The organism is Pandoraea sp. NPDC090278, from assembly GCF_044772185.1.
Classification (GTDB): Bacteria; Pseudomonadota; Gammaproteobacteria; order Burkholderiales; family Burkholderiaceae; genus Pandoraea.
The window spans coordinates 255793-281106 of the sequence record NZ_JBIVYJ010000001.1; the positions used below are offsets into that span (position 1 = coordinate 255793).

Here is a 25314-nt window from a genome sequence, read left to right on the forward strand (position 1 = left end):
CGCCACGGGGGCGCGGCGGGACATTCCCAGAACGCGCCGCGAGTGTCGCGGCGACGTCCTGGCGGGCGAAGGTTCGATGGCTTACGCCAGCGACATCACCAGCGGGGCGATCGCGCCCGCGCGTTCGACGACAGCATCCGCCTGCCACTGAGCAGGCGCGAGCGAGTCGCCGCAATAACCGTAGGCCGCAGCAATCGTCGCCATACCGGCGGCCTTGCCAGCCTGCACATCGCGAAGGTCGTCGCCAACGTACACGATATGGGCAGGCGCAATGCCAATACACTCGGCTGCGTAGAGCAGGGGCGCAGGGTGCGGCTTGCTATGCGGCGTTGTGTCGCCCGAGACAACGCAGGCTGCGCCGTCCGCGAGTCCGATCAGCTTGACTAGCGGATTGGTCAGGCGCGCGGCCTTGTTCGTCACAATGCCCCACGGCATGCCACGTTCGCGCAAGGCAGCGAGCAAGTCCGGAATGCCTTCGAACAAGCGGCTTTGCACGCACAACGCGGCTTCGTAGTTGGCAAGGAATGCGTCTCTCAGGGCAGGGAAGGCGGCATCGTCGGGGGGCACGCCGAACGCACTGCCGATCAATCCGCGAGCACCGTGTGACGCTTGCAGGCGCAACGTCTCGTAAGGGCCCGGCGGCAGACCGCGATCGGTACGCACCTTGTTGACCGCCGCGACGAGATCGGGGGCCGTGTCGGCGAGTGTGCCGTCCAGATCGAACAGGACAGCGCGAATCTCGCCGTGCAACAGCGTTGACGTGGCGTCGAGAGGGGAAGGGGCGCGGACGGGGGGCTCGAACATATCAGGCGTCGCGGGTGCAAGCGACCATGTAGTTGACGTCGGTATCGCGATTGATCGCGTAACGTTTGCTGATCGGATTGTAGGTCAGGCCACGCATGTCGCGGATTGTCAGGCCGCTCGCACGGGTGAACGATGCCAGCTCCGACGGGCGGATGAACTTGGCGTAATCATGCGTGCCGCGCGGCAGCATCCGCAGTACGTACTCTGCGCCAACCACGGCGAGCAGCCATGCCTTCGGATTGCGATTGAGCGTGGAAAAGAACACATGACCGCCCGGTTTCACGAGCGTCGCGCACGCAGCGACGATGGACGCAGGCGACGGCACGTGTTCGAGCATTTCCATGCAGGTCACCACGTCATACGTACCCGCGTCACGCGCAGCGAGTGCTTCGGCGGCGATTTCTTCGTACTCGATGGAAAGGCCAGCTTCGAGGCTATGCAAATCGGCAACCCCGAGCGCCTTTTTCGACAGATCGATGCCTTTGACGCGCGCACCCTGACGCGCCATCGATTCCGACAGAATGCCGCCGCCGCAGCCGATGTCGAGCACGCGCTTGCCCTGCAGTTGGACGTGCTGTTCGATCCAGTCGAGGCGCAACGGGTTGATCTCGTGCAGCGGCTTGAATTCGCTGTGCGGATCCCACCAGCGGTGGGCCAATTCACTGAATTTATTGAGTTCTTGCGGGTCGGCGTTCATCACTTGCTCATAGACGTTGACGGCTCGGGCAGGCGGAATGCCGAGTGGCTGGGCGTGCCCTCCATGCCGGTTGGTCGGCGGGCGCCGTCGAGATGGAGGAAGTATAACGAAGTGAGTGCGCCCATGTCCAAAGCGCAAGGCGTGGCGGGGGTGTACGGCGCGCGGTCAGACGGTGGAGTTGCGTCGGGCCGGGGTGACGCCCGATGACGAGCATCGCGTGTCACCCCGACGGCGCTCACCGTCCGGCCTAAGCTCAGGCGGCGGCCGGCAGGTTCGCCAATACGGCGTGTGGGTCGTGGTACACGAGTCCGAGCGCGTCCGCTACCCCGTGGTTCGTCACCATGCCACGTGCTACGTTCAGTCCTGCCAGCAGATGCGGATCGGCGCGCATGGCGGCCACGGCACCGTGATCGGCCAGTTGCAGGATGAACGGAAGTGTCACGTTGTTGAGTGCAAAGGTCGACGTGCGCGGCACGCCCCCCGGCATGTTGGCGACGCAGTAGTGCACCACGCCTTCCACCACGTAGACCGGGTCAGCGTGTGTCGTCGCATGCGACGTCTCGCAGCAACCGCCCTGATCGATGGCGACGTCCACGATCACGGCACCCTTACGCATCAGACCCAGCATCGCCCGTGTGATGAGCTTGGGTGCGGCGGCGCCCGGGATCAGGACGCCACCGATGACCAGGTCGGCATCGCGCAAATGCGTTTCGATCGCGTGCTGCGTCGAATAGACCGTTTGCACACGTCCCCCGAACTGGGCGCTCAGGCGTCGTAAAGCGTCTACCGACTTGTCGATGACCGTGACCTGCGCCCCGATGCCGACGGCCACGGTCGCGGCATTCGTACCCACGACACCGCCGCCGAGAATGACGACCTTGCCCGCCTCGACGCCGGGCACACCCGAAAGCAGCAGGCCAAGCCCGCCGTGCGTTTTTTCAAGCGCGGTTGCGCCAGCCTGGATGGACATGCGTCCTGCGACTTCGGACATGGGCGCGAGCAGCGGGAGGCCGCCATTTGCGGACGTCACGGTTTCGTACGCGATGCACGTGGCACCGCTCTTGATCAAATCGTTGGTTTGCTCGGGATCGGGAGCGAGGTGAAGATACGTGAAAAGCGTGTGATGAGGCCGCAGTCTGGCGCGCTCGACAGCCTGCGGCTCTTTGACCTTGACGATGAGTTCGGCGCGATCGAAAACGTCTACGGCGTTGGCAGCGATGCGGGCACCCGCGGCGGCATAGACCGTGTCGTCCATCCCGATGCCTTCACCGGCTTGCGTCTCGATCCACACCTCATGCCCGCGTGCCACCACTTCGCGTACAGCTGCGGGCGTCATGCCTACGCGATACTCGTGGTTCTTGATCTCCTTGGGTACACCGATCTTCATGATGCGTCTCCTTTGTTGTGATGTGACTACGAACAGCGAATTCGACAACACGTGATGCCCAAACAAAAACGGCACCCGAAGGTGCCGTCTGGAAGATCAGGCGAAGGCCGGTTCGGCCTGCGCATGGGACGCGCCACTGTAGCGCGCCACCGATAGATCGTCGGCCAGAATGGCCGGGCGGCGTCCCGACATCAGGTCGGCCAGCAGTTGGCCCGAACCGCAGGACATCGTCCAGCCGAGCGTGCCGTGTCCGGTATTCAGGAACAGGTTGCGCAACGCCGTCGCGCCGACGATCGGCGTGCCGTCCGGTGTCATCGGACGCAGGCCCGTCCAGAAAGACGCTTCCGCCGTGTTGCCTGCGCCCGGGTACAGATCGTTCACGACCATCTCCAGCGTGGCGCGGCGCGCCGGGTTAAGGCGCTTGTTGTAACCCACGACTTCTGCCATCCCGCCGACGCGGATACGGTCGTCGAAGCGCGTCACAGCGATCTTGTAGGTTTCATCCAGGATGGTGGAAACCGGGGCGCGCGACGCATCGACGATCGGTACGGTAATCGAGTAGCCCTTGAGCGGATACACCGGAATATCGACGATCCCGCGCAGGAACGGCGTGGAGTACGAGCCCAGCGCAACGACATACGCGTCCGCACGTTGCAGCGAACCGGCGCAAACCACGCCCTCAATCTTGTCGCCGACCACGTTCAGGCCGTCGATCGGCATGTCGTAGCGGAATTTCACGCCCAGCGCTTCGGCCATGGCCGCGAGACGCGTCGTGAACATCTGGCAGTCGCCGGTCTCGTCGTTCGGCAGACGCAGGCCGCCGGTCAGCTTGTGTGACACGGCCGCCAACGCCGGTTCTGCAGTCGCGAGCGCTTTGCTGTCCAGGAGTTCGAACGGCACGCCAGCCTCTTCGAGCACAGCGATATCGCGTGCTGCGTTCTCGAGTTGATCGTCGGTCCGGAACAATTGGAGCGTGCCCGCCTGACGGCCTTCGTAGGCGATGCCGGTCTCGGCGCGCAGCTCACGGAAGCAGTCGCGGCTGTATTCGGCGATCCGCACCATGCGTTCCTTGTTGACGGAATAGCGCTCGGGCGTGCAATTGCGCAGCATCTGATAGAGCCACTTCAGTTGCGTGAGGGTGCCGTCCGGACGAATGGCGAGCGGTGCATGTTTCTGGAACAGCCACTTGACGGCCTTTGCCGGAATCCCCGGTGCGGCCCACGGGGACGCGTATCCGGGCGAAATCTGACCAGCGTTGCCGAAGCTGGTTTCGAGCGCCGGTCCTGCCTGACGGTCGAGCACCGTGACGTCATGCCCGGCCTTTGCCAGGTAGTAGGCGCTGGTTACGCCGATGACGCCGCTGCCGAGAACGATGACCTTCATTGCGTTGACTCCTGTAAAACCATAGTTATGCAGTAATAATTCGCATGCTATTCTCGGAATCGTAGGTTTAGTTAATGTATATGGCCTGAATTCAGGAAAAAATCATGAGGGTTCAGCAGCAATCCGTCCGGACACTGGACCGGCTCGACCGACGTATCCTGACGCTGCTCCAACAGGACGGACGGATGTCGATGAAGGACCTGTCGGAGCAGGTCGGTTTGTCCATCACGCCGTGCATCGAGCGCGTGAAACGCATGGAGCGGGACGGCGTGATCATGGGCTACTTCGCCCGCGTCAATCCGGCGGCTTTGGGCGCGGCACTGCTGGTGTTCGTCGAAATCACGCTCGATCACAAATCCGGCAACATGTTCGATCAGTTCCGCAGGGAGGTGCTGCGTATTCCGGAGGTCATGGAATGTCATCTGATTTCCGGGGATTTCGACTATCTGATCAAGGCGCGCATCCGCGAGATGTCCGAGTACCGGAAGTTGCTGGGCGACATTCTTCTTCAACTGCCAGGTGCCGTGCAGTCGAAAAGCTACGTCGTCATGGAGGAGATCAAGGAAACGCTCACCGTTCATGTTGATGAGTGAGCGTATTGCCTAGAAAAGCGGCATTTGCGGATCTGCCGCGTTCGCCGGTCCGCTGTTCGCGGTTTGCCGGTCAGGACGCGCACGCCGACCTTGATTCGCCCCGTTCCCGTCACCGGCCTGTGACGGCAATTCCGGGACGCAGAACTGATCGTTTCTCAATGGCGGTCTGGCCTGATTGAGTCCCAACTTGCGCGCCGCCAGGTGAAAGCGCTGCCGAATCAATTCGGCGTGTAATCCGGTGCCTTTCATCCGTGTACCGAACTCCGAGCTATTGTGCTTTCCGTCACGCACTTGCTCGATCAGACTCATGACGTGGCGTGCCCGCAACGGGTAATTGGCTTCCAGCCATTCGACGAAGACGTCGTGCACTTCTCGGGGAAGCCGCAACATCACATACGCAGCGTAAGTTGCGCCGGCTTCGGCTGCGGTCGTCAGCACGCGTTCGATATCGAAATCGGTCAGCGCAGGCACGATCGGCGCGACGATGACACCTGTCGGAATACCCGCATCCGTCAGCTTACGGATGGCGTCGATGCGTCGCGACGGCGTATTCGCGCGCGGTTCCATCTTGCGGGCGATATCCGCATCGAGCGTTCCCACCGAAATGAAGACCCGTGCAAGACCTCGCTCGGCCATGCGCGAAAGAATGTCGATATCGCGCGTGACGAGCGCCGACTTGGTGGTGATGCCGACAGGGTGCCCAAAACGCTCCAGCACTTCCAGGACGCTGCGCGTGATCCCGTATTCCCTCTCGATTGGCTGATAAGGGTCCGTGTTTGCGCCGAGCGCAAGTAAAGCGGGTTGGTAACCGCGCTTGCGCAACTCAACGTCAAGACGCTCTGCCGCATTGTGTTTCGCGTACAAACGGGTCTCGAAGTCCAGACCCGGAGAGAGTCCCAGGTAGGCGTGCGTGGGGCGCGCAAAGCAATAGGTGCAGCCGTGCTCGCATCCACGGTAGGGATTGATCGAGCGATCGAAGGGGATGTCCGCCGAAGTGTTGCGGGAGATGATCGTTCTCGCATTTTCCAGTGCGACCTGGGTCACGAATTTGACTTCGCATTCTTGGGCAGCGTCCGATTCATGACGGGTCTCATCGCTCTCGCGACGGAACGCTGAAAAGCGCGATTCGAGATTGGCGGTGGCGCCTCGGCCCTTACGCGACGGGGGCGGCGCGAATGAGGATGCCATGACTCATCTCCTGAAGAGCTGTCCCTGTCACGGCCATCGGGCAGCCGCAGGGAATGCTTGTCATTATACTGTGTTTTTATACAGTATTTGAGCGGAGGAGAGATATGGCGAATGGAGGGAATGGGGTGAGCGGTATTCCGCTGGCGCTGGTCGGCCCGGCGGCGCTGACGATCCGGGCCGCGGCGATAGGGTGGGCCTTTTGCGAGGCGTGGCTGAAGCTATGTGTGACTTCCGGGGGAGACCGGCGGGATAAAGGGCGCGATCGCCCGTGCGATGTCGTCAAGGGCAGCGTTGTCCGGGTTCGGACGCTGACGCGCCAGATGAATGGCGCGAAGGGTCAGCAGCGAGTAGAGCGTTGCATGGTTACCGCCCATGGTGGCGAGCGCTTCGACGTGGCGGGCAACGATATTGGCGTCGCCGCGCGACACCGGTCCGGCAAGCGCGCCCGAGAGCCCGCGTTCGCGCGCAGCGTTGAGCGTGCCCATGACCAGCGGCCACATAGCGTCTTGCGCATCGCCCTCCGGCATGCCGATGGAATTCCAGAGGTGAGTCGCCTCGTCGAGCAGGCAGAGCAGAAAACTGGCGGCGTAGTTGGCGCCCGCGTGGTATCGCATGCGCTCGCCTGCCGGAATCGACAAGGGGCGGCAGCCAATATCGCTCGCGAGACGCTGAAGCAGGTCGTTCAGCGGCGCTTCGGCCTCGATGGTGATGGCGCACCCTTGCAGGCGGCTCGCATCGTCGTCGAGTCCGGCAAAAAGAAACAGCGGATGGAAGCCGCCAATTTGCCCGCCGTCGCGCGTCGCAGGCGCGAGCAACCCAACCTCGGACGCGCCGCTGCAATGCACCAGCGCCTGTCCCGCTCGCGGCGTGAGGTGCGCAGCGCAAGTCGCTATGGCGTCGTCAGGCACCGTGAGGAAGACCAGATCGGCTCGCGAAACGACGTCGCCCGTGTCCTCCGAACGTTCAATGGCGAGGGCCTCGCAATTGGGCAAGGTCGTCGCAATGCGTCTCGCACTTTCGATATGGCGGCTAGCAACGATCGTCACTTCGTATCCGGCGCGGGTCGCGGCTTGTGCGAGCGCGCGAGCCACACGTCCGGCACCGATGAAGCCCAGCGTCGGTCGATGGGAGGGGGCGGTGGGAGTGGGCGTCACGATCGGTTTTTACTGCGACAAGCGATTCGGCGTGTCGTGGATTTCAAAGTAAGTCTGAAATGCGACGGCCAAACCGACCATCATCAGCATGGCGCCCACAAACAGCGACACGCTGACGATGATGACCGCGATCCATCCCGACTGCGACTTGTTCGAGACGTGGGTGTTGAACTGCGCGTTCCAGCGCTCGTCCGGACGCAAGCCGTAGACGATCGCGGCGAGAAACGCCGAAAACAGCGAAATGGCACCCAGAATCGTGAGTATCCATCCCGCGAGGGAATGCAGTTCGCTCGTCACCAGAAGTCCCCAGCCGGCTACGCCGCATGCCGAGCCCACAATGTGGGCCCAGCCGAAGCGGTCGCGCATGCCATACAGATAGAAGCGATGCAGGCCGAGCGTGCCGAACAGCATGGCGAGACCGGCGGTCAGAGTTTTGGACTTGTAAGCGACTGCGTTCATTTGGAATGGTTATCGAGCAGGCGTTTCCCGAATGACTTCGACGAGCGTCCAGCGCATGCTCGACGCGTCAGCGGGCGGATTGGCGACAGGTTCACCGTGAATTTTCACGCGGTATTCTACGCCGGGCTTCCACTCGAAGCCATCGATGTGGGCATACCAGAGTTCCCATTGCGATTTGCCGGAGTCGTCGGCGGTGCGCACACGCAAGCACTTGCGCGGTGCCACGCCGACACAGTCCGCCATCTGCGAATCGACGTCGAGAACGCGATCTTCCGTCTTCGCCGCCCCGCTCGCACCTGCCACCGTGCGATTGAGCAACGTTTGGGATGCATAGGTGAGTGTCTGGCCGTTCGGCGCGCTCAGGATCAATTGCGTGTCACGGCGTTCGAAGCGGGTCATGCTCGCGAGCGTCTTGAGATAGCGGTCTTCGAAAGCCATCGAATCCGGGCAGGCCATGCGCGTGGCCGCCGGGGATTGGATGCTGAGCTGTCCCTTGCCGGGGCCGATCGTATATTGCCCAAAGATGCGATTGCAGCCGCCGGTGCCGGAATAAGCCCCTTTGTCGTTGAACGTCAGATTGATGGTGCGGCCTTCCGGCAGGTTCGGCGCGTCGCTCGTGCCTTCCCATTTCATCAACTGCCAGGTGCCGAGAATGTCGGCAGGGGCGGTCGCTGCTGCGGTGTTATCCGGCGTACCCGATGCGGGATTGGCACCGCCACCGGATGGCGCTGCACAACCGGCCAGCATGGCGGCAGGCACGAGGAGCGTCACCAGATACGAAGTCAACGATGAGGGCAGGAACGAGAGTAGGCGTTGAGTCATGATGTTGTATGGGCGTAGTTGCGGAGAGGGCAGGGACGGCGAAAACGTCGCGCTGAACGTGGGGCGATGTGTTCTAGCGGTGCCGTGAGTACCATTCATTGTTGACCGGGCAGGCCAGGGGTCAGTTCCTTGCGTAGTTCTGATGATATTTCCCGTTGGCATGAAATGTGTCATCGAGGGACCTCATGGCTTTCGGTACGTGATTCGATATATGGCTCCGGCATGGTCGTCGCTAATCAGGAGCGATCCGTCCGGCAGGGTTAGCAGGTCGACAGGGCGACCCCACACGGCCTCGTCGTCCCCCAACCACCCCTGCGCAAAAACTTCCTGCTTGCTGACGTTGCCTTTCGCGTCCAGAACCACGCGAACGACCCGGTATCCCACTTTGCTGCTCCGATTCCACGAACCGTGCTCAGCAATAAAGATGCTGCCGCGAAAATCGTCCGGGAACTGCTTGCCTGTATAGAAGCGCATGCCGAGGGCGGCCACGTGGGCACCCAGTTTGGCCATGGGCGGCGAAAAAGTGCGGCACGGCTTTTCGCGACCGAAGTCGGGGTCGGGGACGTCGCCGGCGTGGCAGTACGGGAACCCAAAATGCTCCCCCATGCGCGTCAACCGGTTGAGTTCGTCGTCGGGAACATCGTCGCCGAGCAGATCGCGACCGTTATCGGTGAACCATAGCGTATTGGTGCCAGGCTGCCAGTCGAATCCCACGGTGTTGCGCACGCCGCGGGCGACGACCCGCCAGTCCGTACCGTCGGGCTTCATGCTGCCGATCATCGCGTAACGATTTTCGTCGCGCTTGCAAACATTGCAAGGTGCGCCGACCCCCACATACAGACGCTGGTCCGGACCGAAGGCGATGTAACGCCAGCCGTGGTGGCTTTCGGTGGGAAGCTTGTCGTAGACGACGGCCGGTTTGCCGGGGTTGTCGAGATGGTTCTCGATGTCGTCCAGTCTGACGATGCGCGACACGGCCGAGACATATAAAGCGCCATTGCGCATCGCGACGCCAACGGGCATGTTCAGGCCTGACGCCACTGTACGGACTTTGGCCGCGTAGGCGCGCGATGGATCGAGCGTGATGGCGTAGACGTTGCCTTGCGCCCGGCTACCGACGAACAACGTGCCTTTTGGGCCTAGCGCCATGCCCCGGGCCCCGGGGACCTGATCGGAAAGGACTTCGACGTAGAAGCCCTGAGGTAGCGAGAGGCGCTCGATGGGCAGGGCGTCGCGCGCCGTCGCCAATTGTGGGGTGCAGACCAGCGCGGTGCCGATTAGGATGACCACCCGCGCGGCAATCCGCATGGGCCATGTCAGGAGGAAGGAGAATGAGTATCCATCGGGAAATCGTCGCATGCAGGGCTCGCTTCACACCAAGGATGCGTGCATTGTAGACCAGCGGTTATTGGGGCGCGGCACCGCCGCACAAGCCCTCTAATATAGGCGTGCCTAAATGGAGTGTACTTTCCCTTTGGCGAAGTGTTTGTTTTGACGAGGGTTTTGCGCTATAATCACGCGTTTTCTGTCCGAACACTTCTGGATTCACAAGGATTTAATATGGTCGTTATCCGCCTGGCTCGCGGCGGCGCGAAGAAGCGCCCGTTCTACAACATCGTTGCAACCGACTCGCGTAACCGTCGCGATGGTCGCTTCATCGAGCGTATTGGCTTCTACAACCCGGTCGCTGCCGAAGGCACGGAAGGTCTGCGTATTGCTCAAGACCGTCTGACGTACTGGCAAGGCGTTGGCGCACAACTGTCGCCGACCGTGGCTCGTCTGATCAAGCAAGGCGCCAAGGCTGCTGCCTAAGCTTTCAGATAGTCGAGTGGTACGCATTGCTGTCGGTTTGCCGATGGCATGAGAATTGAACGGCGGTGCATGCTCCCGAGCAATCTGGGGCAAGCATCGCCGTGTGTTCGTCACAAGGTTGGATTGCATGGTTCGTTCCGCACGTGAGCGTGTACCGCTGAAAATCGGTGCAGAAGCGCGTCGCGCCTCCGGCATGCGCGCCGAGCAGGTGCTCGCCCCGGTAACCGAGGTGCCCGACGATCTCGTCGAGCTCGGTTATATCGGCGATGCCTACGGGATTCGCGGCTGGATCAAGGTGCAGCCGCACACGGGTGACGGCGAAGGCCTGTTATCCGCAGATTGCTGGTATTTCCGTCGTCCCGGCGAGTCGGCCTACACCAAGGCCAACGTGCTGCACAGTCGGGGGCATTCGGGAACGGTTGTCGCGCAATTGCGTGGCAGCGAGAACCGGTCGGCCGCCGAGGCGCTCAAGGGCCTTCAGGTCTGGGTGCCGCGCAGTGCATTCCCGTCGGCCGGCGAAGACGAGTTTTACTGGGTCGACCTGATCGGCGCCCAGGTGACGAATTTGCAGGATGAATCGCTCGGCAAGGTTGTCGGTCTGCTGGACAACGGCGTACACACCGTTTTGCGCGTGGTGTACGACGTACCTGCTACCGATGGCAATCCGGCGAAGACCGCTGAGCGGTTGATCCCGTTTGTTGGCCAGTACGTCCAGACCGTCGACACCGAGGCAGGACGCATTGTGGCTGACTGGGGTCTCGATTACTGAGATACCGATTGACCGCCTGGTCGTTATTGCGTCCGGGCACCTCTGGACGGAACCGGTCTGATGCAGTTTGACGTCGTCACGCTCTTTCCCGAGATGTTTCGGGCACTGACCGACTGGGGCGTCACCAGCCGGGCGCTTAAGCAGTCGCGCTACGATCTGCGGTTTTGGAATCCGCGTGACTTCACGCATAACAATTACCGCACGATCGACGATCGCCCCTACGGCGGCGGTCCGGGCATGGTGATGCTGGCCAAGCCGCTGGATGATGCGATTACCGCCGCAAAGGCCGCTCAGGCGCAAGCGGGTGTCTCGCGCGGTCGCGTGTTGCTGATGTCGCCGCAAGGTAAGCCGTTGACGCATCGCCGGGTGGTCGAGCTGCGTGAGCAGGAGCAAGGCTTGATTCTGCTCTGCGGCCGTTATGAGGCAATCGATCAGCGCTTGATCGATCGCGTGGTCGACGAAGAAGTCAGCGTCGGCGATTTCGTGCTGTCGGGTGGAGAGTTGCCCGCTATGGCGCTGATGGATTCGCTGATCCGGCTGCTGCCGGGCGCGCTGAACGACGAACAGTCGGCAGAGCAAGACAGCTTCGTGAATGGCTTGCTGGATTGCCCGCACTACACGCGGCCCGAAGAATATGAAGGCGTGCGTGTGCCCGATGTGCTGTTGGGCGGGCATCACGCAGAGATTGAAAAGTGGCGACGCCGTGAGGCGTTGGCCAATACCTGGCACAAGCGTCCCGATCTGATCGAGAGTGCACGTGCCAACGGATTGCTCAGCCGTGCCGACGAGGCGTGGCTGACAAGCCTGCGGGCCGATACGTCGGCCAAGTAGGCGGCGGATGTCGTCATGGGGACGGCATTCGGTTTGAACCCATCCTCTGTCGGGGCCGGCTCGCCGGTATATAACGTCGACACGATGGCACAAGGAGTGGTAAATGAATCTGATCGCTAAGATCGAGCAGGAAGAAATCGCGCGTTTGACCGCGAACAAGACGATCCCCGACTTCGCCCCGGGCGACACCGTGATCGTTAACGTGAACGTGGTTGAAGGTACCCGCAAGCGTGTTCAGGCTTACGAAGGCGTCGTGATCGCCAAGCGTAACCGTGGTCTGAACTCGGGCTTCATCGTTCGTAAGATTTCGTCGGGTGAAGGCGTTGAGCGTACGTTCCAGACGTACTCGCCGCTGATCGCCAGCATCGAAGTCAAGCGTCGTGGTGACGTTCGTCGCGCTAAGCTGTACTACCTGCGTGAGCGTTCGGGCAAGTCGGCACGTATCAAGGAAAAGCTCACGTTCAAGAGCAAGACCGTCGCTGCTGCCGAGTAAGTCGGACGCCGCTTCGCCTGGCGACCTCGTGGCCGGGCGCAGCAAAGCCGCATGGAAAAAGCACCCCTCGGGGTGCTTTTTTCATTTCAGTGCCGTGCCTCGATTGAGATGCGGCGCTGCGTCATAACGACGGTATGCCGCGAATTGCCGGGGGAATGGCATTTTCTTCGTGCGCACGCGCTTTGCGCATCCTCGCTAAAATAGCGAGATTCTTTATCTCCAAAGGTCTACGTGGCGCCACCTCTCATCCTGCATCCTGAAGCCTTACCCATCGTCTCGACGGGGGAAGGGGAGCCGGTGCCGGCAGAGCGGTTGACCCCCTCAGCGTTACGCGACCGTCTTGCCAGTCCGCCCATCTGGACGCCCGAGTCGGGTGTTGGCGACCTGGTCTCCCCCTCGATGTTCACGCCACGAGCCGCAGCGGTGCTGGTGCCGTTGGTGATGCGTCCGCACGGCACCACTGTGCTGCTCACGAAGCGCACGCAGCATTTGAGTACGCACGCCGGACAAGTCAGTTTTCCGGGCGGGAGTCGTGAGCCCGACGATCCGACGCCGATTGCGACCGCGTTGCGCGAATCGCGCGAGGAAATCGGGCTGGACGCCGGAGCGGTCGAGGTCATCGGTAGCCTGCCGGATTATGTGACGGGTACGGGGTTTCGCGTCGCACCGGTCGTTGGGCTGGTCAAGCCGCCGTTCGATCTGGTCGCGGATACGGGCGAGGTGGACGAAATCTTCGAGGTGCCGCTCGATTTCCTGATGAATCCCGCACACCATCAGATTCGCGTCTTCAACTATCAGGTCGGTGAGCGTCGTTTTTATGCGATGCCCTATCCGAAGGCCGCGGGTGGCGAGTATTTCATCTGGGGCGCGACGGCGGGCATGCTCAGAAATTTCTATCGACTTCTGCGGGCTTAGCCGGGGACCCAACAGCAGACTTAGCTGCGGACGCAATGCGAAAGTCGATTCGATTCTGCAGATTGCCTGCTTGAAATGACAGGCAAGTGCGTCGCGAAGGCATGCGGGGCGGGCATTTGCGAGAAGCTGTGCTATCGTTACACCATTCCGTCCGGTGATCTGATCGCACGCATGACATTCTTCTCGGTACTCCTCGCGCTGATCTTTGAGCAGGTGCGTGCCCTCTCCACGCAAAACCCGATCTACAACCTGATCCGCTCCCACGCGACCCATACCTCGCAGTCGTTTGACGCCGGGCAGCCGCGTCACGGTGTCCTTGCGTGGCTGGTCGTAGTGGTGCCGTTCGTCCTGGTTGTCGGCGTCGTCTATTACCTGCTCATGCGGGTCAATATTTTCCTTGGCTTCGCCTGGAACGTGCTCATCGTCTACCTGACGATGGGGTTTCGACAGTTCAGCCACTATTTCACCGATATCCACGTTGCGCTGAATAACGACAACGTCAACGAAGCGCGCGAAATTCTGCGTCAGTGGATTGGCATCGACACCGTCGATATGCCGGTGGACGAGATTGTGCGTCACACGCTGCTGCATGCTGTGATCGCCTCGCATCGTCACGTGTTCGGTGTGTTTTTCTGGTTCCTGATGCCCGTGGGCCCCGCCGGAGCGGTGCTGTATCGTCTCGCCGAGTATCTCTCGCGCCGGTGGACGGAAGCGGCACCCGATCGCAGCCCGGCTTTCGGTGCGTTTGCACGTAAGGCGTTCTATGTGATTGATTGGGTGCCGGCGCGTCTGACGGCCATCGGCTTCGCGATTGTCGGTAACTTCGAAGATGCCATCTACGCCTGGCGTCACTATGCCAAGCAGTGGCCGAACGAGAACGAAGGCATTTTGCTGGCGGCAGGTAGTGGCGCGCTCGGCGCACGACTGACGGGCCCGCTCGCCGAAGTCTCTAGCGTCGACGCGCTCAATCAGGGGGATGACGCTGTTCTGCCGGTCGGCAGCGAATGCACGCCGCGGACCTTGCAGGCCGCCGTCGGACTGGTCTGGCGGGCGGTGCTGCTGTGGATGCTGTTGTTGCTTCTGCTGACGCTCGCCGTATGGCTGGGCTGATCGGGTCGATTGCGCCGATGTTTAGGCGCGAATTGCGATAGCGCAAAAGAAAACCCCGCCGAGGCGGGGTTTTTTGTTGCTGCGAGATACGGCACGCGTCGGCACGCCGTTTCAATAAGGGATCTCCTGCTCCGACTCGTGAACGAGTTGCGCATAGAGTGCGTGACGCTGACGAGAAATGCGCCCGTCCTCCACGGCCTCGAGAATCGCACAGCCCGGTTCTTTCAGGTGATGGCAGTTGTAGAATCGGCACCCGGTGAGCAGCGGACGAAACTCGGGAAACGCACGTTCAAGTGCGCCTTCCTTCAGGTGATGCAGTCCAAACTCCTGAAAGCCCGGCGAGTCGATGAGCAATCCGCCTTCGGGCAGATGGAAGATGCGCGTGAACGTCGTCGTGTGCTTGCCCGAGTTCAACACCGTAGAGATTTCGCGTGTCGCAGCGTCGGCATTGGGGACGACGAGGTTCACAAGGCTCGACTTCCCCATGCCGGACTGACCGAGCAGCAACGACGACTGATGGGCCAGTCGCGGCAACAGAAGCGCGGTGGCGGCGTCGGGGTCAGCGCGAACGGAGAGTTCCAGCACTTCGTAGCCAAGTGCGCGATACGGCGCAAGACGTTCCCGCGCGGCGGGCAATGCCGCTGTCACATCCGTCTTGTTCAGCACGATGAGCGGACGCAATTCGTTCGCTTCGGCGGCTACGAGCGCGCGCCCGAGCAGGTCTTCGCTGAAATAGGGCTCCGTCGCCAGCATGATCACCAACTGATCGATATTGGCGGCGAACAGCTTGCTCTTGAACTGGTCCGAACGGTAGAGCAGGTTGCGACGCGGCAGAATCTCCTCGATGACACCCTGATCGCCTGTGCGCGCCCAAGCCACCTCATCACCAACGGCGATCTCGCTCTTCTTGCCGCGCGGGAAACACAGCACCGTTTCGCCATCGTCGGCTTCAACGACGTAGTGGCGGCCGTGCGCTGCGGCAACACGGCCGTGGCGTCGTTCCTGCGTAGTCGTCTCGACGGGCGCAGCCTTACCTTTCACGCCGCGCTTCATGCATGCCCCAGCAAACGATCGATGCGTTGCGACGCGGGCGGATGCGAGTAGTAAAACGCCGTGTAGACGGGGTCTGGCGTAAGCGTTGACGCGTTGTCCTGATACAGCTTCACGAGGGCATTCACCAGATCGCCTGCTTGCGTTTGGCTCGCAGCGAAGGCGTCGGCCTCGAACTCATGCTTGCGCGACGTCAGGCTGTTCAGTGGACTGGCAAAGAACCCGAATACGGGCAGCACCAGGAAGAAGAGCACAAGCGCGAGCGCATTGTTGCTGCCGGTCATCGACGGCATGACGCCCAGTTCGGTGTAGAACCAGGTGCGTCCTATGAGCCAGCCAAGTAACGCGAGGAAGGCAAGCGACAGCGCGAAGGCGACGACCAGACGCTTGGTGATGTGACGGCGCTTGAAGTGCCCCAATTCGTGCGCCAGCACGGCTTCGATCTCGGCCGGGGAGAGACGCTCGATCAGCGTATCGAAGAAGACGATGCGCTTGGCGCGGCCAAAACCGCTGAAATAGGCGTTGCCGTGCGCCGAACGCTTCGACCCGTCCATCACAAAAAGACCGCGCGCCGCGAAACCGCAACGCTGCATCAGCCCTTCGATTCGTTGTGCCAGTGAGGCATCGGACAGCGGTTCGAATTTGTTGAAAATCGGCGCGATCACGTGCGGGAAGATGAACTGGACGAACAAATTGAACGCGACCCACACGACCCACGTGTACACCCACCACAACGGGCCGGCACGGTCCATCAGCCACAGCACGACGAACAGCAGCGGCAATCCCAGCGCCACACCCACGGCAGTGCCCTTGGCCATATCGGCAATGAACAGCCCGAGCGACATACGGTTAAAGCCAAAACGTTGCTCGATGACGAACTGACGAATGTAGGTGAAGGGCAGGTCGACGATGCCCGAGATGAGCAGTACGGCAGCGATCAGGGCAATTTGCCCGACGTAGCCTTCGCCAAGCCATTCGGAGATGCCGATGTGCAGCAGATTCAGGCCGCCGAGCAACGTAAAGGCGACCAGCAGCACCGCCTGGGCGAAGATCTCCGCCATGCCGAGGCGGGTGCGGGCGACGGTGTAATCGGCCGCACGCTGGTGATCGGTCAGCGTGATCGTATCGGCGAAGCGCTCGGGGACGGCGGCGCGATGGGCGACCACATAGCGGACCTGCCGGGCCGCCAGCCAGAGCTTGGTCATGACCATTGCCAGCAGGAAGATCACGAAGAGATAAGTGAACATGCGCTTATGAGGAATCTGAAGTATGCGAGAATTATAAGTTCTTTCGACCGGCGGGGCGCCGTACCGGTCGCCATCCGATGCGTTTTCCAGAGTCTTCCGATCATGTCCTCCATTCCATCCCAAAATCCCACGCCTGCCGACGCCGAGAAGACGCTCGCGCGCGCCGAATTCAATTTGGTCTGGCTCGACATGGAAATGACCGGTTTGCAGCCTGACAGCGACCGCATCATCGAAGTGGCGGTCGTGGTCACCGATTCGGCGCTGACGCGTCGTATCGAGGGCCCGGTCTTCGCCATCCACCAGTCGGACGCCGTGCTCGACGGCATGGACGACTGGAACAAATCGACCCATGGCCGCTCGGGACTGATCGACCGCGTGAAGGCATCGCCGGTGGACGAGGCGTCCGCCGAGACGCAACTGATCGAGTTTCTGAACCAGTACGTGCCGCCGAACAAGTCGCCGATGTGCGGCAATTCGATTTGCCAGGATCGCCGTTTCATGGCGCGCTACATGCCCAAGCTCGAAGCGTTCTTCCACTACCGGAATCTGGACGTCAGCACGCTCAAGGAGTTGTGCCGTCGCTGGGAGCCCACGGTGTACAAGGGCTTCACCAAGCGCGCCGCGCACACGGCACTGGCGGATATTCACGAGTCGATCGACGAACTCGTGTACTACCGCGAGCACTTCCTGAAGACGGCGGTGCCGGGCGCTGCTGCATAAGTTCTGCGGTATCCAAACGCAAACGCCAGCGAATTCGCTGGCGTTTTGTTTTGACTCGTAGAAAGAAGGGGGGCGACCACTCTGGCAGAGGACGCCGATTAAGCGGATTTCGGCGCTCGAATCGCGTTCTTGGGGCGGAAAGCCTTGCAGACGGCTTCGTTGGTCTCGATGTACGGACCGCCGATCAGATCGACGCAGTACGGCACGGCGGCAAAGATGCCGGGGACGATCGACTTGCCATCGGCGTCGCGCAGACCTTCGAGCGTTTCCTTGATCGACTTCGGTTGGCCAGGGAGATTGATGATGAGCGCGGCATGATCCGGCGTCTCACGAATCACGGCCACTTGACGGGACAGAATCGCCGTCGGCACGAAGCGCAGGCTGATCTGACGCATCTGCTCGCCAAATCCCGGCATTTCCTTGGTGCCCGCGCGCAACGTCGCTTCCGGCGTGACGTCGCGGCGCGCCGGACCCGTTCCGCCGGTCGTGAGCACCAGATCGCACTGCATCGTGTCGACAAGTTCGATCAACGTGGCGGTGATGCCCTCGGCGTCGTCGGGAATCAGGCGTGTTTCCGTCACCCAAGGCGAGGTGAGCGCGCTGCCCAGCCAGGCCTCAAGGGCCGGAATGCCCTGATCCTCATAGGTGCCCTGGCTCGCCCGATCGCTGATCGAGACGAGACCTACGCGAAGTTCGTCCGGATGTGCGCGGGCGACCATCAATAATCCTCACGGGTTGGGAATTCCGGCAGATCGTTATCGGCATCGTCCGAAGTCTCGGAAGCAGCCGATCCCGTGCCGAGCAGATCCTTGAGCACCTGGAACAGTTCGCGGAAGGCCTTGGGCGGCTTTTGTGTAGCCTGTTCGCGGCGCGCATTGCGAATGAGCGTGCGAAGCTGCTGGCCGTCGGCATCCGGATGCTGGGTGAGCAGCTCGGTCAGTGCCTCGTCCTTGGCCAACAGGCGTTCGCGCCAGCGTTCCAGAGCGTGCAGCTTGGCCGTTTCCGCCTTCGAGACGCCCTTGATCACGTCCAGCGCGCGTTGAATGGCCTCGATTTCCTGCTCATCCAACGTGCGCATTTGCTTGCCCACGTACTGCATTTGACGGCGTCGGCCTTCGTGGGCAGTGATCGTGCGGCAGTCCCGGACGGCGCGTTCGAGGTTTTCGGGCATCGGCACGCGGGCGAGCGCGTCCTTGGCCAGGTTGACCAGTTCTTCTCCCAGATCCTGCAAGGCATGCGACTCGCGCTTGCGCTGGGATTTGCTCGGGCCTTCGTCGGAAAGCTCGGCGTGGGCGATATGGTTAAAGCGGTTGATGTGCGTCATAGCCGCTATTGTAACGCGACGCGCGGCGTCCAAATAGTTGCCGGACCTCCGCACGACGGTGCGCAACTCGCGCTAAGATGGCGGTTCCTATTTAGCCACTGACCGAATCGCGCCGATGTCCCAAGCGACCCAGCACTTCACGCATACCCAGGATCAACTCAAGGAAATCGTCAGCGACGTGTTGCAGTACGCCCGTTCGCTCGGCGCAACGGACGCAGCAGCGGAGATCTCCGAGGGCGACGGTCTGTCGGTCTCGGTGCGGCGCGGCAAGGTCGAGACCATCGAGCGCAATCGCGACAAGCTGGTCGGCGTGACGGTTTTCATCGGCCAGCGCCGTGGCAACGCAAGCACGTCCGACTTCTCCCGCAAGGCGCTGCACGACACGGTCGACGCGGCCTACAACATTGCCCGTTTCACGGCGGAAGACGACTGCGCAGGGCTTGCGGAGTCCGAACTGCTCGAAATGCACCCGCAGGACCTGTCGCTCTTCCATCCGTGGGATATCACTGCCGACGAAGCCGTCGAGCTGGCCCGTCGCGCTGAGAAAGCGGCGCTGGACGTCAGCCCGATGATCAAGAATTCCGAGGGCGCGGGTGTCTCCGCCCAGCATTCCCAATTCCTGCTCGGTACGACCCGTGGCTTCCTCTCCGGGTACCCGTATTCGCGCCATTACCTCTCCGTTTCGCCTATCGCGGGTTCGGGCAGCCACATGCAGCGCGACGACTGGTATTCGTCGAAGCGCGCAGCTGGCGACCTCGCGTCGCCCGAGGCCGTAGGCCGATACGCGGCGGAGCGCTCTCTGGCGCGCCTGCACGCCCGCAAGCTGTCGACGCGCAAGTGCGCGGTGCTGTTCGAAGCGCCGCTGGCGGCCGGGCTGCTCGGTGCATTCGTGCAGGGTGTTAGCGGTGGCGCGTTGTACCGCAAGGCGACGTTCCTCGTCGACACGCTGGGCAAGCCGGTGTTTGCCGATCACGTCGGTATCCATGAAGACCCGCACGTGGCGCGCGCCATGGGCAGTGCGCCGTACGACGAGGAGGGCGTGAAGACGCGTGCTCGCGACGTCGTCAGCGACGGCGTGGTGCAAGGCTACTTCCTGTCGACCTACTCGGCTCGCAAGCTCGGCATGCAGACCACCGGTAACGCGGGCGGCTCGCACAACCTGCGCATGTACAGCAAGCTCACGGCGCCGACGGACGACTTCCGCGCCATGCTGCGCAAGCTCGGCACCGGCCTGCTGGTGACCGAGCTGATGGGGCAGGGCGTGAACTACGTGACGGGCGACTATTCGCGTGGTGCGTCCGGTTTCTGGGTCGAGAACGGCGAGATTCAGTACCCGGTCGAGGAAATCACGCTCGCAGGTAACCTGAACGACATGTTCCGACAGATCGTGGCCATCGGCGCGGACACGCTGGTGCGTGGCACGAAGGAGGTCGGGTCAATCCTGATTGAACAAATGACCATCGCCGGTCATTGATGCTGCCAAAATCCGTTATGGCGCCACAAACGCGTTGCATTTGTGCGCCATTGCGGGGCAAATGCTCAATTATCGTGTCCGTCACAAGCCGTTTGCGATATGCTTAGGAGTTTTCTTAAGCCGTGGCTTAAGAACGGACACGGTAGTTAGGGTAATGGGCGCGCTCATAAGGCGCGCCTTCTCATAACTAGAGACTAGGTATTGGAGGAAGAGGACTCATGAAAAGCACCATGACCAAGTTGCTGAGCGCACTTGTCGCGACGGGGATGGTGGCTGCGGCCCACGCAGCCGATCTGAAGATCGGTGTGGCCGAAGCACTGTCGGGTGGCGCTGCGCAATACGGCGCGGCCATCAAGAACGGTTTCCAGCTTGCCGCTGACGAGATCAATGCCGCAGGTGGCATCAACGGCAACAAGCTCGTGCTTCAGATCGAAGACGAGCAGGGCAAGAAGGAAGAGGCGATCAACGTCTTCAAGAAGCTGATCTTCCAGGACAAGGTGCTCATGGTCTTCGGCCCGACGCTGTCGAACTCGGCGCAAGCAGCCGATCCGATCGCGCAAGCCGGCAAGACGGTCGCGTTCGGTACGTCCAACACGGCTGACGGCATTACCTCCATCGGCGATTTCATCTTCCGCAACTCGGTGACCGAAGCCGACGTGCTGCCGGAGACCATCAAGGTCGCGGCCAAGCACACGGGTATCAAGAAGGTTGCCGTGCTGTACGGTAACGACGATGTCTTCACCAAGAGCGGCTACGACAACTTCAAGAAGGCGCTCGAAGACCTGAAGATCCCGGTCACGACGACCGAAACGTTCGCCAAGGGCGACGTGGACTTCAAGGCACAGCTCACGAAGATCAAGGCCTCGAACCCGGACGCCATCGTGCTGTCGGCGCTGATCGCCGAAGGCGCACCGATCATGGTGCAAGCGCGTCAACTGGGTATCAATGTGCCGTTCATCGGCGGCAACGGCATGAACTCGGTCAAGATCTTCGATCTGGCCAAGGGCAGCTCGGACGGCCTGTGGGTGGGTAGCCCGTGGTCGATCGAGAACAACACGCCGGCCAACACGAAGTTCATCGCTTCCTACAAGGCGAAGTACAACGTGGCGCCGGATCAGTTCGCGGCACAGTCGTACGATGCGATGTACATCGCTGCGGGCGCGATCAAGAACGTGAAGATCTCCGGCAACCTCGACGCCGACCGTAAGGCACTGCGCGATGCGCTGCCGAAGGTCACGCATGATGGCGCGACCGGTAAGTTTGCGTTCCGTCAGGCAATGGGCAAGGGCGGCAAGCCGGCTGGCTACGATGCACAACAAGCGCCGATCGTCAGCGTGACGAAGGGCGGCAAGTACGTCATCGAGAAGTAAGCCCGGCAGTACTTGAAGAAGTCCGCATGGGCGTAGGGCCGAAAGGCGCTACGCCCATCGGCGTTTCTGGTACACGTCGCACCCCCTTGCGACGCGTGCCTCCGTCCCTCAGGCTGGAATACACACCATGCTGGAACAGCAACTCGTCAACGCGCTCTCCCTCGGGTGCGTGTACGCCTTGTTCGCGCTCGGGTTCACACTCGTGTTCGGCATCCTCGGCGTTATCAATCTCTCGCACGGCGCGGTCTTCATGGTCGGTGCCTACGCGGCACTGCAAGCCGTCGTGCATCTGCATCTGCCGCTGTGGGCGGCCATCGTGACGGCCGTGATCGTGTCGGGTCTGCTCGGCCTGGTCATCGACGTGCTCGTGCTCAAACCGTTGCGCAAGCGCGGTGCGCCTCACCTGATTCCGATGATCGCCACCATTGGCGTGGGCATTTTGCTCAACAACGGTGTGCAGGGCATCTTCGGTGCAGAAAACCTGCGCTTCCCGTACGACCTCGTCTCGCAGGACACCCTGACGGTGGCGGGCGTCCATATGACGGTACTCGAACTTGCGATCATCTTCATTTCGTTCGCGCTGATGGCCGTGCTCATCACCACGATCAAGAAGACGCAGCTGGGACGCGCGCTGCGCGCAATCGCGGAGTCGCCGAAGGCGGCGTATCTGCTCGGCATCAACGTCGAAGGCCTGTTCCTCGCCACGTCGTTCGCGGCAGCGGGTCTGGGCGGTATGGCCGGTGTGCTGATCGGTCTGTACTCCAACGCCGTGTTCCCGCTCATGGGGCAACCCATGCTGCACAAGGGCATTGCGGTGATCATTCTCGGCGGCATGGGCGATATTCGCGGCGCGATGATCGGCGGCTTGTTCCTCGGCTTCGCCGAAGTGTTGTCGGTGGCATACATCGGCTCGAACATGCGCGACGCCGTGGCGTTCGGCCTCTTGTTCCTGATCCTGCTGGTGCGTCCGCAGGGGTTGTTCGGCAAAGTGCTCGAACGCAAAGCGTAATCACGGGGGCGCAATGGACTGGTTCAATAATTTCTGGGCGGTATATAGCAATCTGGTGCTGACTCTCGGCACCAATGCGCTGCTGGCCCTGTCGATTTATCTCACGCTCTCGTGCGGCATGCTGGCGATGGCCAATGCCGCGTTCATGGGAATCGGTGCGTACACCGCGGCATTGCTGACGATGAACTACGACACACCGTTTGCGGTGTCGTTGGCAGGCGGCATGGCCGCACCTGCGCTGGTCGCGTTCATCATCGGCAAGCCGACGCTGCGTCTGTCGGGGGTGTATCTGGCGATGGCGACGCTCGGTTTCGGCGAAGTCGTGCGCGTGCTCATCCTCAATACGGAAGATCTGACGGGCGGCGCGCTCGGTCTGAACGGCATCCCGCAACTCACGCAGTGGTGGCATGTGGCTGGTGCAGTCGTGATCGCGCTTGCCGTGTTGTGGCGTCTGCGTCGCTCCAAGGTTGGCCGTGCGTTCGAGGCGATCAAGGAGGACGAGACGGCCGCAGGGCTGATGGGCATCAACGTGACGGGTTACAAGATGCTCGCGTTCGTGCTCGGTGCGGTGCTGGCCGGTCTTGCCGGGGCCCTCAATGCGCATCTGACGTTCTTCATCGGACCGAACGAATTCGGATTCGATCGCGGCGTCGAGATTCTGACGATGGCGATCCTCGGCGGCATCAACGGCCTCGTGGGTCCGGTGCTCGGCAGCACGATTCTGACGCTCCTGCCCGAATTGCTGCGCGCATTCAACGACTTCCGTCTGGTGGTCAACGGCCTGATTCTGGTGCTGATCGTGTTGTTCCTGCCCAAGGGCATCTGGGATCCGATGCGTTTTCGCCGTTGGTTCCGTGCCGACAAGACGCGTTCGGCGTCTTCCACGTAAGCGGACGGGGAACACGACATGCTTAAGCTTTCCAATATTTCCAAGCGATTCGGCGGTCTGCACGTGCTGCAGGACGTCAACATCGAGGTGCCGCAGGGCACCATCTTCGGCCTGATTGGCCCGAACGGTGCGGGCAAGACGACCGTCTTCAACCTGATCACGGGATTGTTGCAGCCTACGGGCGGCAGCATCACGTTCAACGGTGAGAGTTTGATCGGCGAAAAGCCGCACCGGATTACGCAGCGCGGTATTGCCCGCACGTTCCAGAACATCCGCATCTTCAAAGAGATGACGCTGATCGAGAACGTGGTGGTCGGCATGCACCGTCACCTCTCGTATGGTCCGGCGGGCTTGCTGCTTTCGCTGCCGGGCTTCCGCGACATGGAGAAGCGTTCGCGCGAGCGCGCCCACGAACTGCTGTCGTGGGTCAAGCTCGACCACAAGGCGTACGACATTGCCGACAATCTTTCGTACGGCGATCAGCGCAAGCTCGAACTGGCGCGTGCGCTGGCGACCGAGCCCAAGCTGCTGCTGCTCGACGAGCCGGTCGCGGGCATGAACACCGGCGAGAAAGTCGATCTCATGAGCGAGATCGAGAACATCAAGGCACGCGGTTACACGATCTTCATGATCGAGCACGACATGCGTTTCGTGATGGGCTTGTGCGAGCGTATCGCGGTGCTGAACTTCGGACGCATCATCGCCGAAGGCAAGCCGGACGAGATCAAGAACAACCCGCAGGTTATCGAAGCCTATCTGGGCCGCGATGACGACGACGATGTGGCTGCGTTGGCGGCTGGCGCGGAGGACAAGGCATGAGCGCGCTGCTCGAAGTGAAGGGCCTGAAAGTGGCCTATGGGCATATCGAGGCTGTGAAGGGCGTCGATTTTGCATTGCGCGAGCACGAAATCACCTCGCTCGTGGGCGCGAACGGCGCGGGTAAGTCCACCACGCTACTGGCGTTGTCCGGCCTCATCAAGAAGCAGGCTGGCACGATTCTCTTCGAAGGTGAAGACATTGGCGGGCTGGCCCCCAACAAGATCGTGCAACGCGGGCTGGTGCAGGTGGCCGAGGGGCGCGCGACGCTCACGACGATGTCCGTTCGCGAAAACCTTGAACTCGGAGCCTACACGCGCCGCGACAAGCAGAACGTGAAGCCCGATCTGGACAAGGTGCTGGAGCGTTTTCCGCGACTCGCCGAGCGGATCGACCAGATGGCCGGGAACCTGTCGGGTGGCGAGCAGCAGATGCTGGCGATCGGTCGCGCGTTGATGGCGCGCCCGAAACTGTTGCTGCTCGATGAACCGTCGATGGGCCTCGCGCCGATCATCGTTCAGGGCATTTTCGCTACGCTCAAAGAGATTAACGCTGACGGCCTGACCATCTTCCTGGTCGAGCAGAACGTGCGTCAGGCGCTGAAGATTGCGCAGCACGGCTATGTGCTGGAGACGGGCAAAGTTGTGCTCGACGACACCGGCCGGAATCTGTTGGGCAATCCGCGAGTGCTGGAGGCGTATCTGGGCGGTTGAGTTCCACGCAACGGTGTCTTTGAAACGCGCGTACGAACGTACGCGGGTTTGAGATGAGACGCCGTCGTGACACCAGACGATGTGACGCTAACGGCGTCGACGGGGGATCTGCGGATGCCTCGTCGACGCCGATTTTTGTTGGTGCTCGATGTGGTGTATCACGGGCTTCATGCGGACGGCACGGGTGCTGTTGCGGCCGCAGATTGGCAGTCAGTCGGAATTGGTGCATGCTGCCGCTAATTGCCCGCGAGACGTCTGCGCGGCGTCGTTTTAGGAGATGCCATA

General features: G+C 61.7%; 27 protein-coding genes. 14 read left to right on the forward strand and 13 right to left on the reverse strand.

The genetic code is table 11. The features are described 5' to 3' along the window. Positions 1 to 81: 81 nt before the first annotated feature. The 4 genes from ACIQWO_RS01045 to ACIQWO_RS01060 form a co-directional block, all read right to left on the reverse strand. Positions 82 to 804 (reverse strand): HAD-IA family hydrolase, encoded by a 723-nt coding sequence (locus ACIQWO_RS01045; RefSeq protein WP_402818071.1) that lies wholly within the window; start codon positions 802 to 804, stop codon positions 82 to 84. Between the two features lies 1 nt (position 805). After that, entirely contained in the window at positions 806 to 1501 is a 696-nt protein-coding gene (ubiG, locus tag ACIQWO_RS01050; RefSeq protein WP_039399458.1) for a bifunctional 2-polyprenyl-6-hydroxyphenol methylase/3-demethylubiquinol 3-O-methyltransferase UbiG, read from the reverse strand. 253 nt (positions 1502 to 1754) lie between these two features. Then, positions 1755 to 2888: an alanine dehydrogenase gene (ald, locus tag ACIQWO_RS01055; RefSeq protein ID WP_402818074.1), complete on the reverse strand. Its 1134-nt coding sequence runs from the start codon at positions 2886 to 2888 to the stop codon at positions 1755 to 1757. Positions 2889 to 2984: 96 nt separating this feature from the next. Next, positions 2985 to 4271 (reverse strand): D-amino acid dehydrogenase, encoded by a 1287-nt coding sequence (locus tag ACIQWO_RS01060; RefSeq protein ID WP_402818077.1) that lies wholly within the window; start codon positions 4269 to 4271, stop codon positions 2985 to 2987. A 104-nt stretch (positions 4272 to 4375) separates the two neighbouring features. Between ACIQWO_RS01060 and ACIQWO_RS01065 the strand changes: the two genes are divergently transcribed. Further along, positions 4376 to 4864: an Lrp/AsnC ligand binding domain-containing protein gene (locus ACIQWO_RS01065; RefSeq protein ID WP_039399452.1), complete on the forward strand. Its 489-nt coding sequence runs from the start codon at positions 4376 to 4378 to the stop codon at positions 4862 to 4864. Between the two features lie 9 nt (positions 4865 to 4873). Here the strand turns inward: ACIQWO_RS01065 and ACIQWO_RS01070 are convergent, their stop codons facing one another. From ACIQWO_RS01070 to ACIQWO_RS01090, 5 genes are all read right to left on the reverse strand, one after another. After that, the gene (locus ACIQWO_RS01070) at positions 4874 to 6052 is read right to left on the reverse strand and encodes a PA0069 family radical SAM protein (RefSeq protein WP_402818081.1); all 1179 of its coding nucleotides are present in this window, start codon (positions 6050 to 6052) and stop codon (positions 4874 to 4876) included. A gap of 218 nt (positions 6053 to 6270) precedes the next feature. Further along, positions 6271 to 7206, reverse strand: a complete 936-nt coding sequence (locus tag ACIQWO_RS01075) for a Rossmann-like and DUF2520 domain-containing protein (RefSeq protein ID WP_402818084.1) — start codon at positions 7204 to 7206, stop codon at positions 6271 to 6273. A 9-nt stretch (positions 7207 to 7215) separates the two neighbouring features. Further along, positions 7216 to 7665, reverse strand: coding sequence for a hypothetical protein (locus ACIQWO_RS01080; protein WP_402818087.1), 450 nt, complete (start codon positions 7663 to 7665; stop codon positions 7216 to 7218). Positions 7666 to 7674: 9 nt separating this feature from the next. After that, positions 7675 to 8487 (reverse strand): DUF4377 domain-containing protein, encoded by an 813-nt coding sequence (locus ACIQWO_RS01085; RefSeq protein ID WP_402818090.1) that lies wholly within the window; start codon positions 8485 to 8487, stop codon positions 7675 to 7677. A gap of 183 nt (positions 8488 to 8670) precedes the next feature. Then, positions 8671 to 9795: a PQQ-dependent sugar dehydrogenase gene (locus ACIQWO_RS01090; RefSeq protein WP_402821736.1), complete on the reverse strand. Its 1125-nt coding sequence runs from the start codon at positions 9793 to 9795 to the stop codon at positions 8671 to 8673. 252 nt (positions 9796 to 10047) lie between these two features. Between ACIQWO_RS01090 and rpsP the strand changes: the two genes are divergently transcribed. The 6 genes from rpsP (at position 10048) to ACIQWO_RS01120 (ending at position 14417) form a co-directional block, all read left to right on the forward strand. Further along, positions 10048 to 10299: a 30S ribosomal protein S16 gene (gene rpsP / locus ACIQWO_RS01095; RefSeq protein ID WP_017234865.1), complete on the forward strand. Its 252-nt coding sequence runs from the start codon at positions 10048 to 10050 to the stop codon at positions 10297 to 10299. Between the two features lie 127 nt (positions 10300 to 10426). After that, positions 10427 to 11068 carry a ribosome maturation factor RimM gene (gene rimM, locus ACIQWO_RS01100; RefSeq protein ID WP_402818104.1) on the forward strand — a complete coding sequence of 214 codons (642 nt, stop codon included), beginning with the start codon at positions 10427 to 10429 and terminating at the stop codon, positions 11066 to 11068. A 60-nt stretch (positions 11069 to 11128) separates the two neighbouring features. After that, a complete protein-coding gene (gene trmD, locus ACIQWO_RS01105) occupies positions 11129 to 11899 on the forward strand; it encodes a tRNA (guanosine(37)-N1)-methyltransferase TrmD (protein WP_402818107.1) in 771 nt (256 codons plus the stop codon). A 103-nt stretch (positions 11900 to 12002) separates the two neighbouring features. Continuing rightward, the gene (gene rplS / locus ACIQWO_RS01110) at positions 12003 to 12392 is read left to right on the forward strand and encodes a 50S ribosomal protein L19 (RefSeq protein ID WP_402818110.1); all 390 of its coding nucleotides are present in this window, start codon (positions 12003 to 12005) and stop codon (positions 12390 to 12392) included. A 231-nt stretch (positions 12393 to 12623) separates the two neighbouring features. Beyond that, the gene (locus ACIQWO_RS01115) at positions 12624 to 13307 is read left to right on the forward strand and encodes a CoA pyrophosphatase (RefSeq protein WP_402818113.1); all 684 of its coding nucleotides are present in this window, start codon (positions 12624 to 12626) and stop codon (positions 13305 to 13307) included. Positions 13308 to 13478: 171 nt separating this feature from the next. After that, positions 13479 to 14417, forward strand: coding sequence for a CobD/CbiB family protein (locus ACIQWO_RS01120; protein WP_039403714.1), 939 nt, complete (start codon positions 13479 to 13481; stop codon positions 14415 to 14417). 111 nt (positions 14418 to 14528) lie between these two features. Here ACIQWO_RS01120 and rsgA read toward each other — a convergent pair whose 3' ends face one another. Further along, a complete protein-coding gene (gene rsgA, locus ACIQWO_RS01125; RefSeq protein WP_402818116.1) occupies positions 14529 to 15470 on the reverse strand; it encodes a ribosome small subunit-dependent GTPase A in 942 nt (313 codons plus the stop codon). Continuing rightward, complete coding sequence (locus tag ACIQWO_RS01130; RefSeq protein WP_402818119.1) at positions 15467 to 16714, reverse strand: M48 family metallopeptidase; 1248 nt, start codon at positions 16712 to 16714, stop codon at positions 15467 to 15469. Before ACIQWO_RS01130 ends, rsgA begins: the two co-directional genes overlap by 4 nt. A 102-nt stretch (positions 16715 to 16816) precedes the next feature. Here ACIQWO_RS01130 and orn point away from each other — a divergent pair, with 102 nt between their 5' ends. Then, positions 16817 to 17434 carry an oligoribonuclease gene (gene orn, locus ACIQWO_RS01135; RefSeq protein WP_402818122.1) on the forward strand — a complete coding sequence of 206 codons (618 nt, stop codon included), beginning with the start codon at positions 16817 to 16819 and terminating at the stop codon, positions 17432 to 17434. 98 nt (positions 17435 to 17532) lie between these two features. Here the strand turns inward: orn and mog are convergent, their stop codons facing one another. Together mog and yjgA are read right to left on the reverse strand one after the other, a co-directional pair. Then, on the reverse strand, positions 17533 to 18153 hold the full coding sequence (gene mog, locus ACIQWO_RS01140) for a molybdopterin adenylyltransferase (RefSeq protein ID WP_402818125.1): 621 nt from the start codon (positions 18151 to 18153) through the stop codon (positions 17533 to 17535). Then, positions 18153 to 18758 (reverse strand): ribosome biogenesis factor YjgA, encoded by a 606-nt coding sequence (gene yjgA, locus ACIQWO_RS01145; RefSeq protein ID WP_402821741.1) that lies wholly within the window; start codon positions 18756 to 18758, stop codon positions 18153 to 18155. The genes mog and yjgA overlap by 1 nt, the downstream gene beginning before the upstream one ends. 115 nt (positions 18759 to 18873) lie before the next feature. Here yjgA and pmbA point away from each other — a divergent pair, with 115 nt between their 5' ends. The 6 genes from pmbA (at position 18874) to ACIQWO_RS01175 (ending at position 25029) form a co-directional block, all read left to right on the forward strand. Continuing rightward, entirely contained in the window at positions 18874 to 20232 is a 1359-nt protein-coding gene (pmbA, locus tag ACIQWO_RS01150) for a metalloprotease PmbA (RefSeq protein ID WP_402818128.1), read from the forward strand. 218 nt (positions 20233 to 20450) lie between these two features. Next, positions 20451 to 21602 (forward strand): ABC transporter substrate-binding protein, encoded by a 1152-nt coding sequence (locus tag ACIQWO_RS01155; RefSeq protein ID WP_402818131.1) that lies wholly within the window; start codon positions 20451 to 20453, stop codon positions 21600 to 21602. Positions 21603 to 21729: 127 nt separating this feature from the next. Then, the gene (locus tag ACIQWO_RS01160; RefSeq protein WP_039399422.1) at positions 21730 to 22611 is read left to right on the forward strand and encodes a branched-chain amino acid ABC transporter permease; all 882 of its coding nucleotides are present in this window, start codon (positions 21730 to 21732) and stop codon (positions 22609 to 22611) included. A gap of 13 nt (positions 22612 to 22624) precedes the next feature. Next, a complete protein-coding gene (locus tag ACIQWO_RS01165) occupies positions 22625 to 23500 on the forward strand; it encodes a branched-chain amino acid ABC transporter permease (RefSeq protein WP_402818134.1) in 876 nt (291 codons plus the stop codon). A gap of 18 nt (positions 23501 to 23518) precedes the next feature. Further along, a complete protein-coding gene (locus ACIQWO_RS01170) occupies positions 23519 to 24319 on the forward strand; it encodes an ABC transporter ATP-binding protein (RefSeq protein ID WP_039399418.1) in 801 nt (266 codons plus the stop codon). Then, positions 24316 to 25029 (forward strand): ABC transporter ATP-binding protein, encoded by a 714-nt coding sequence (locus tag ACIQWO_RS01175; protein ID WP_039399416.1) that lies wholly within the window; start codon positions 24316 to 24318, stop codon positions 25027 to 25029. Before ACIQWO_RS01170 ends, ACIQWO_RS01175 begins: the two co-directional genes overlap by 4 nt. Positions 25030 to 25314: the final 285 nt, after the last annotated feature.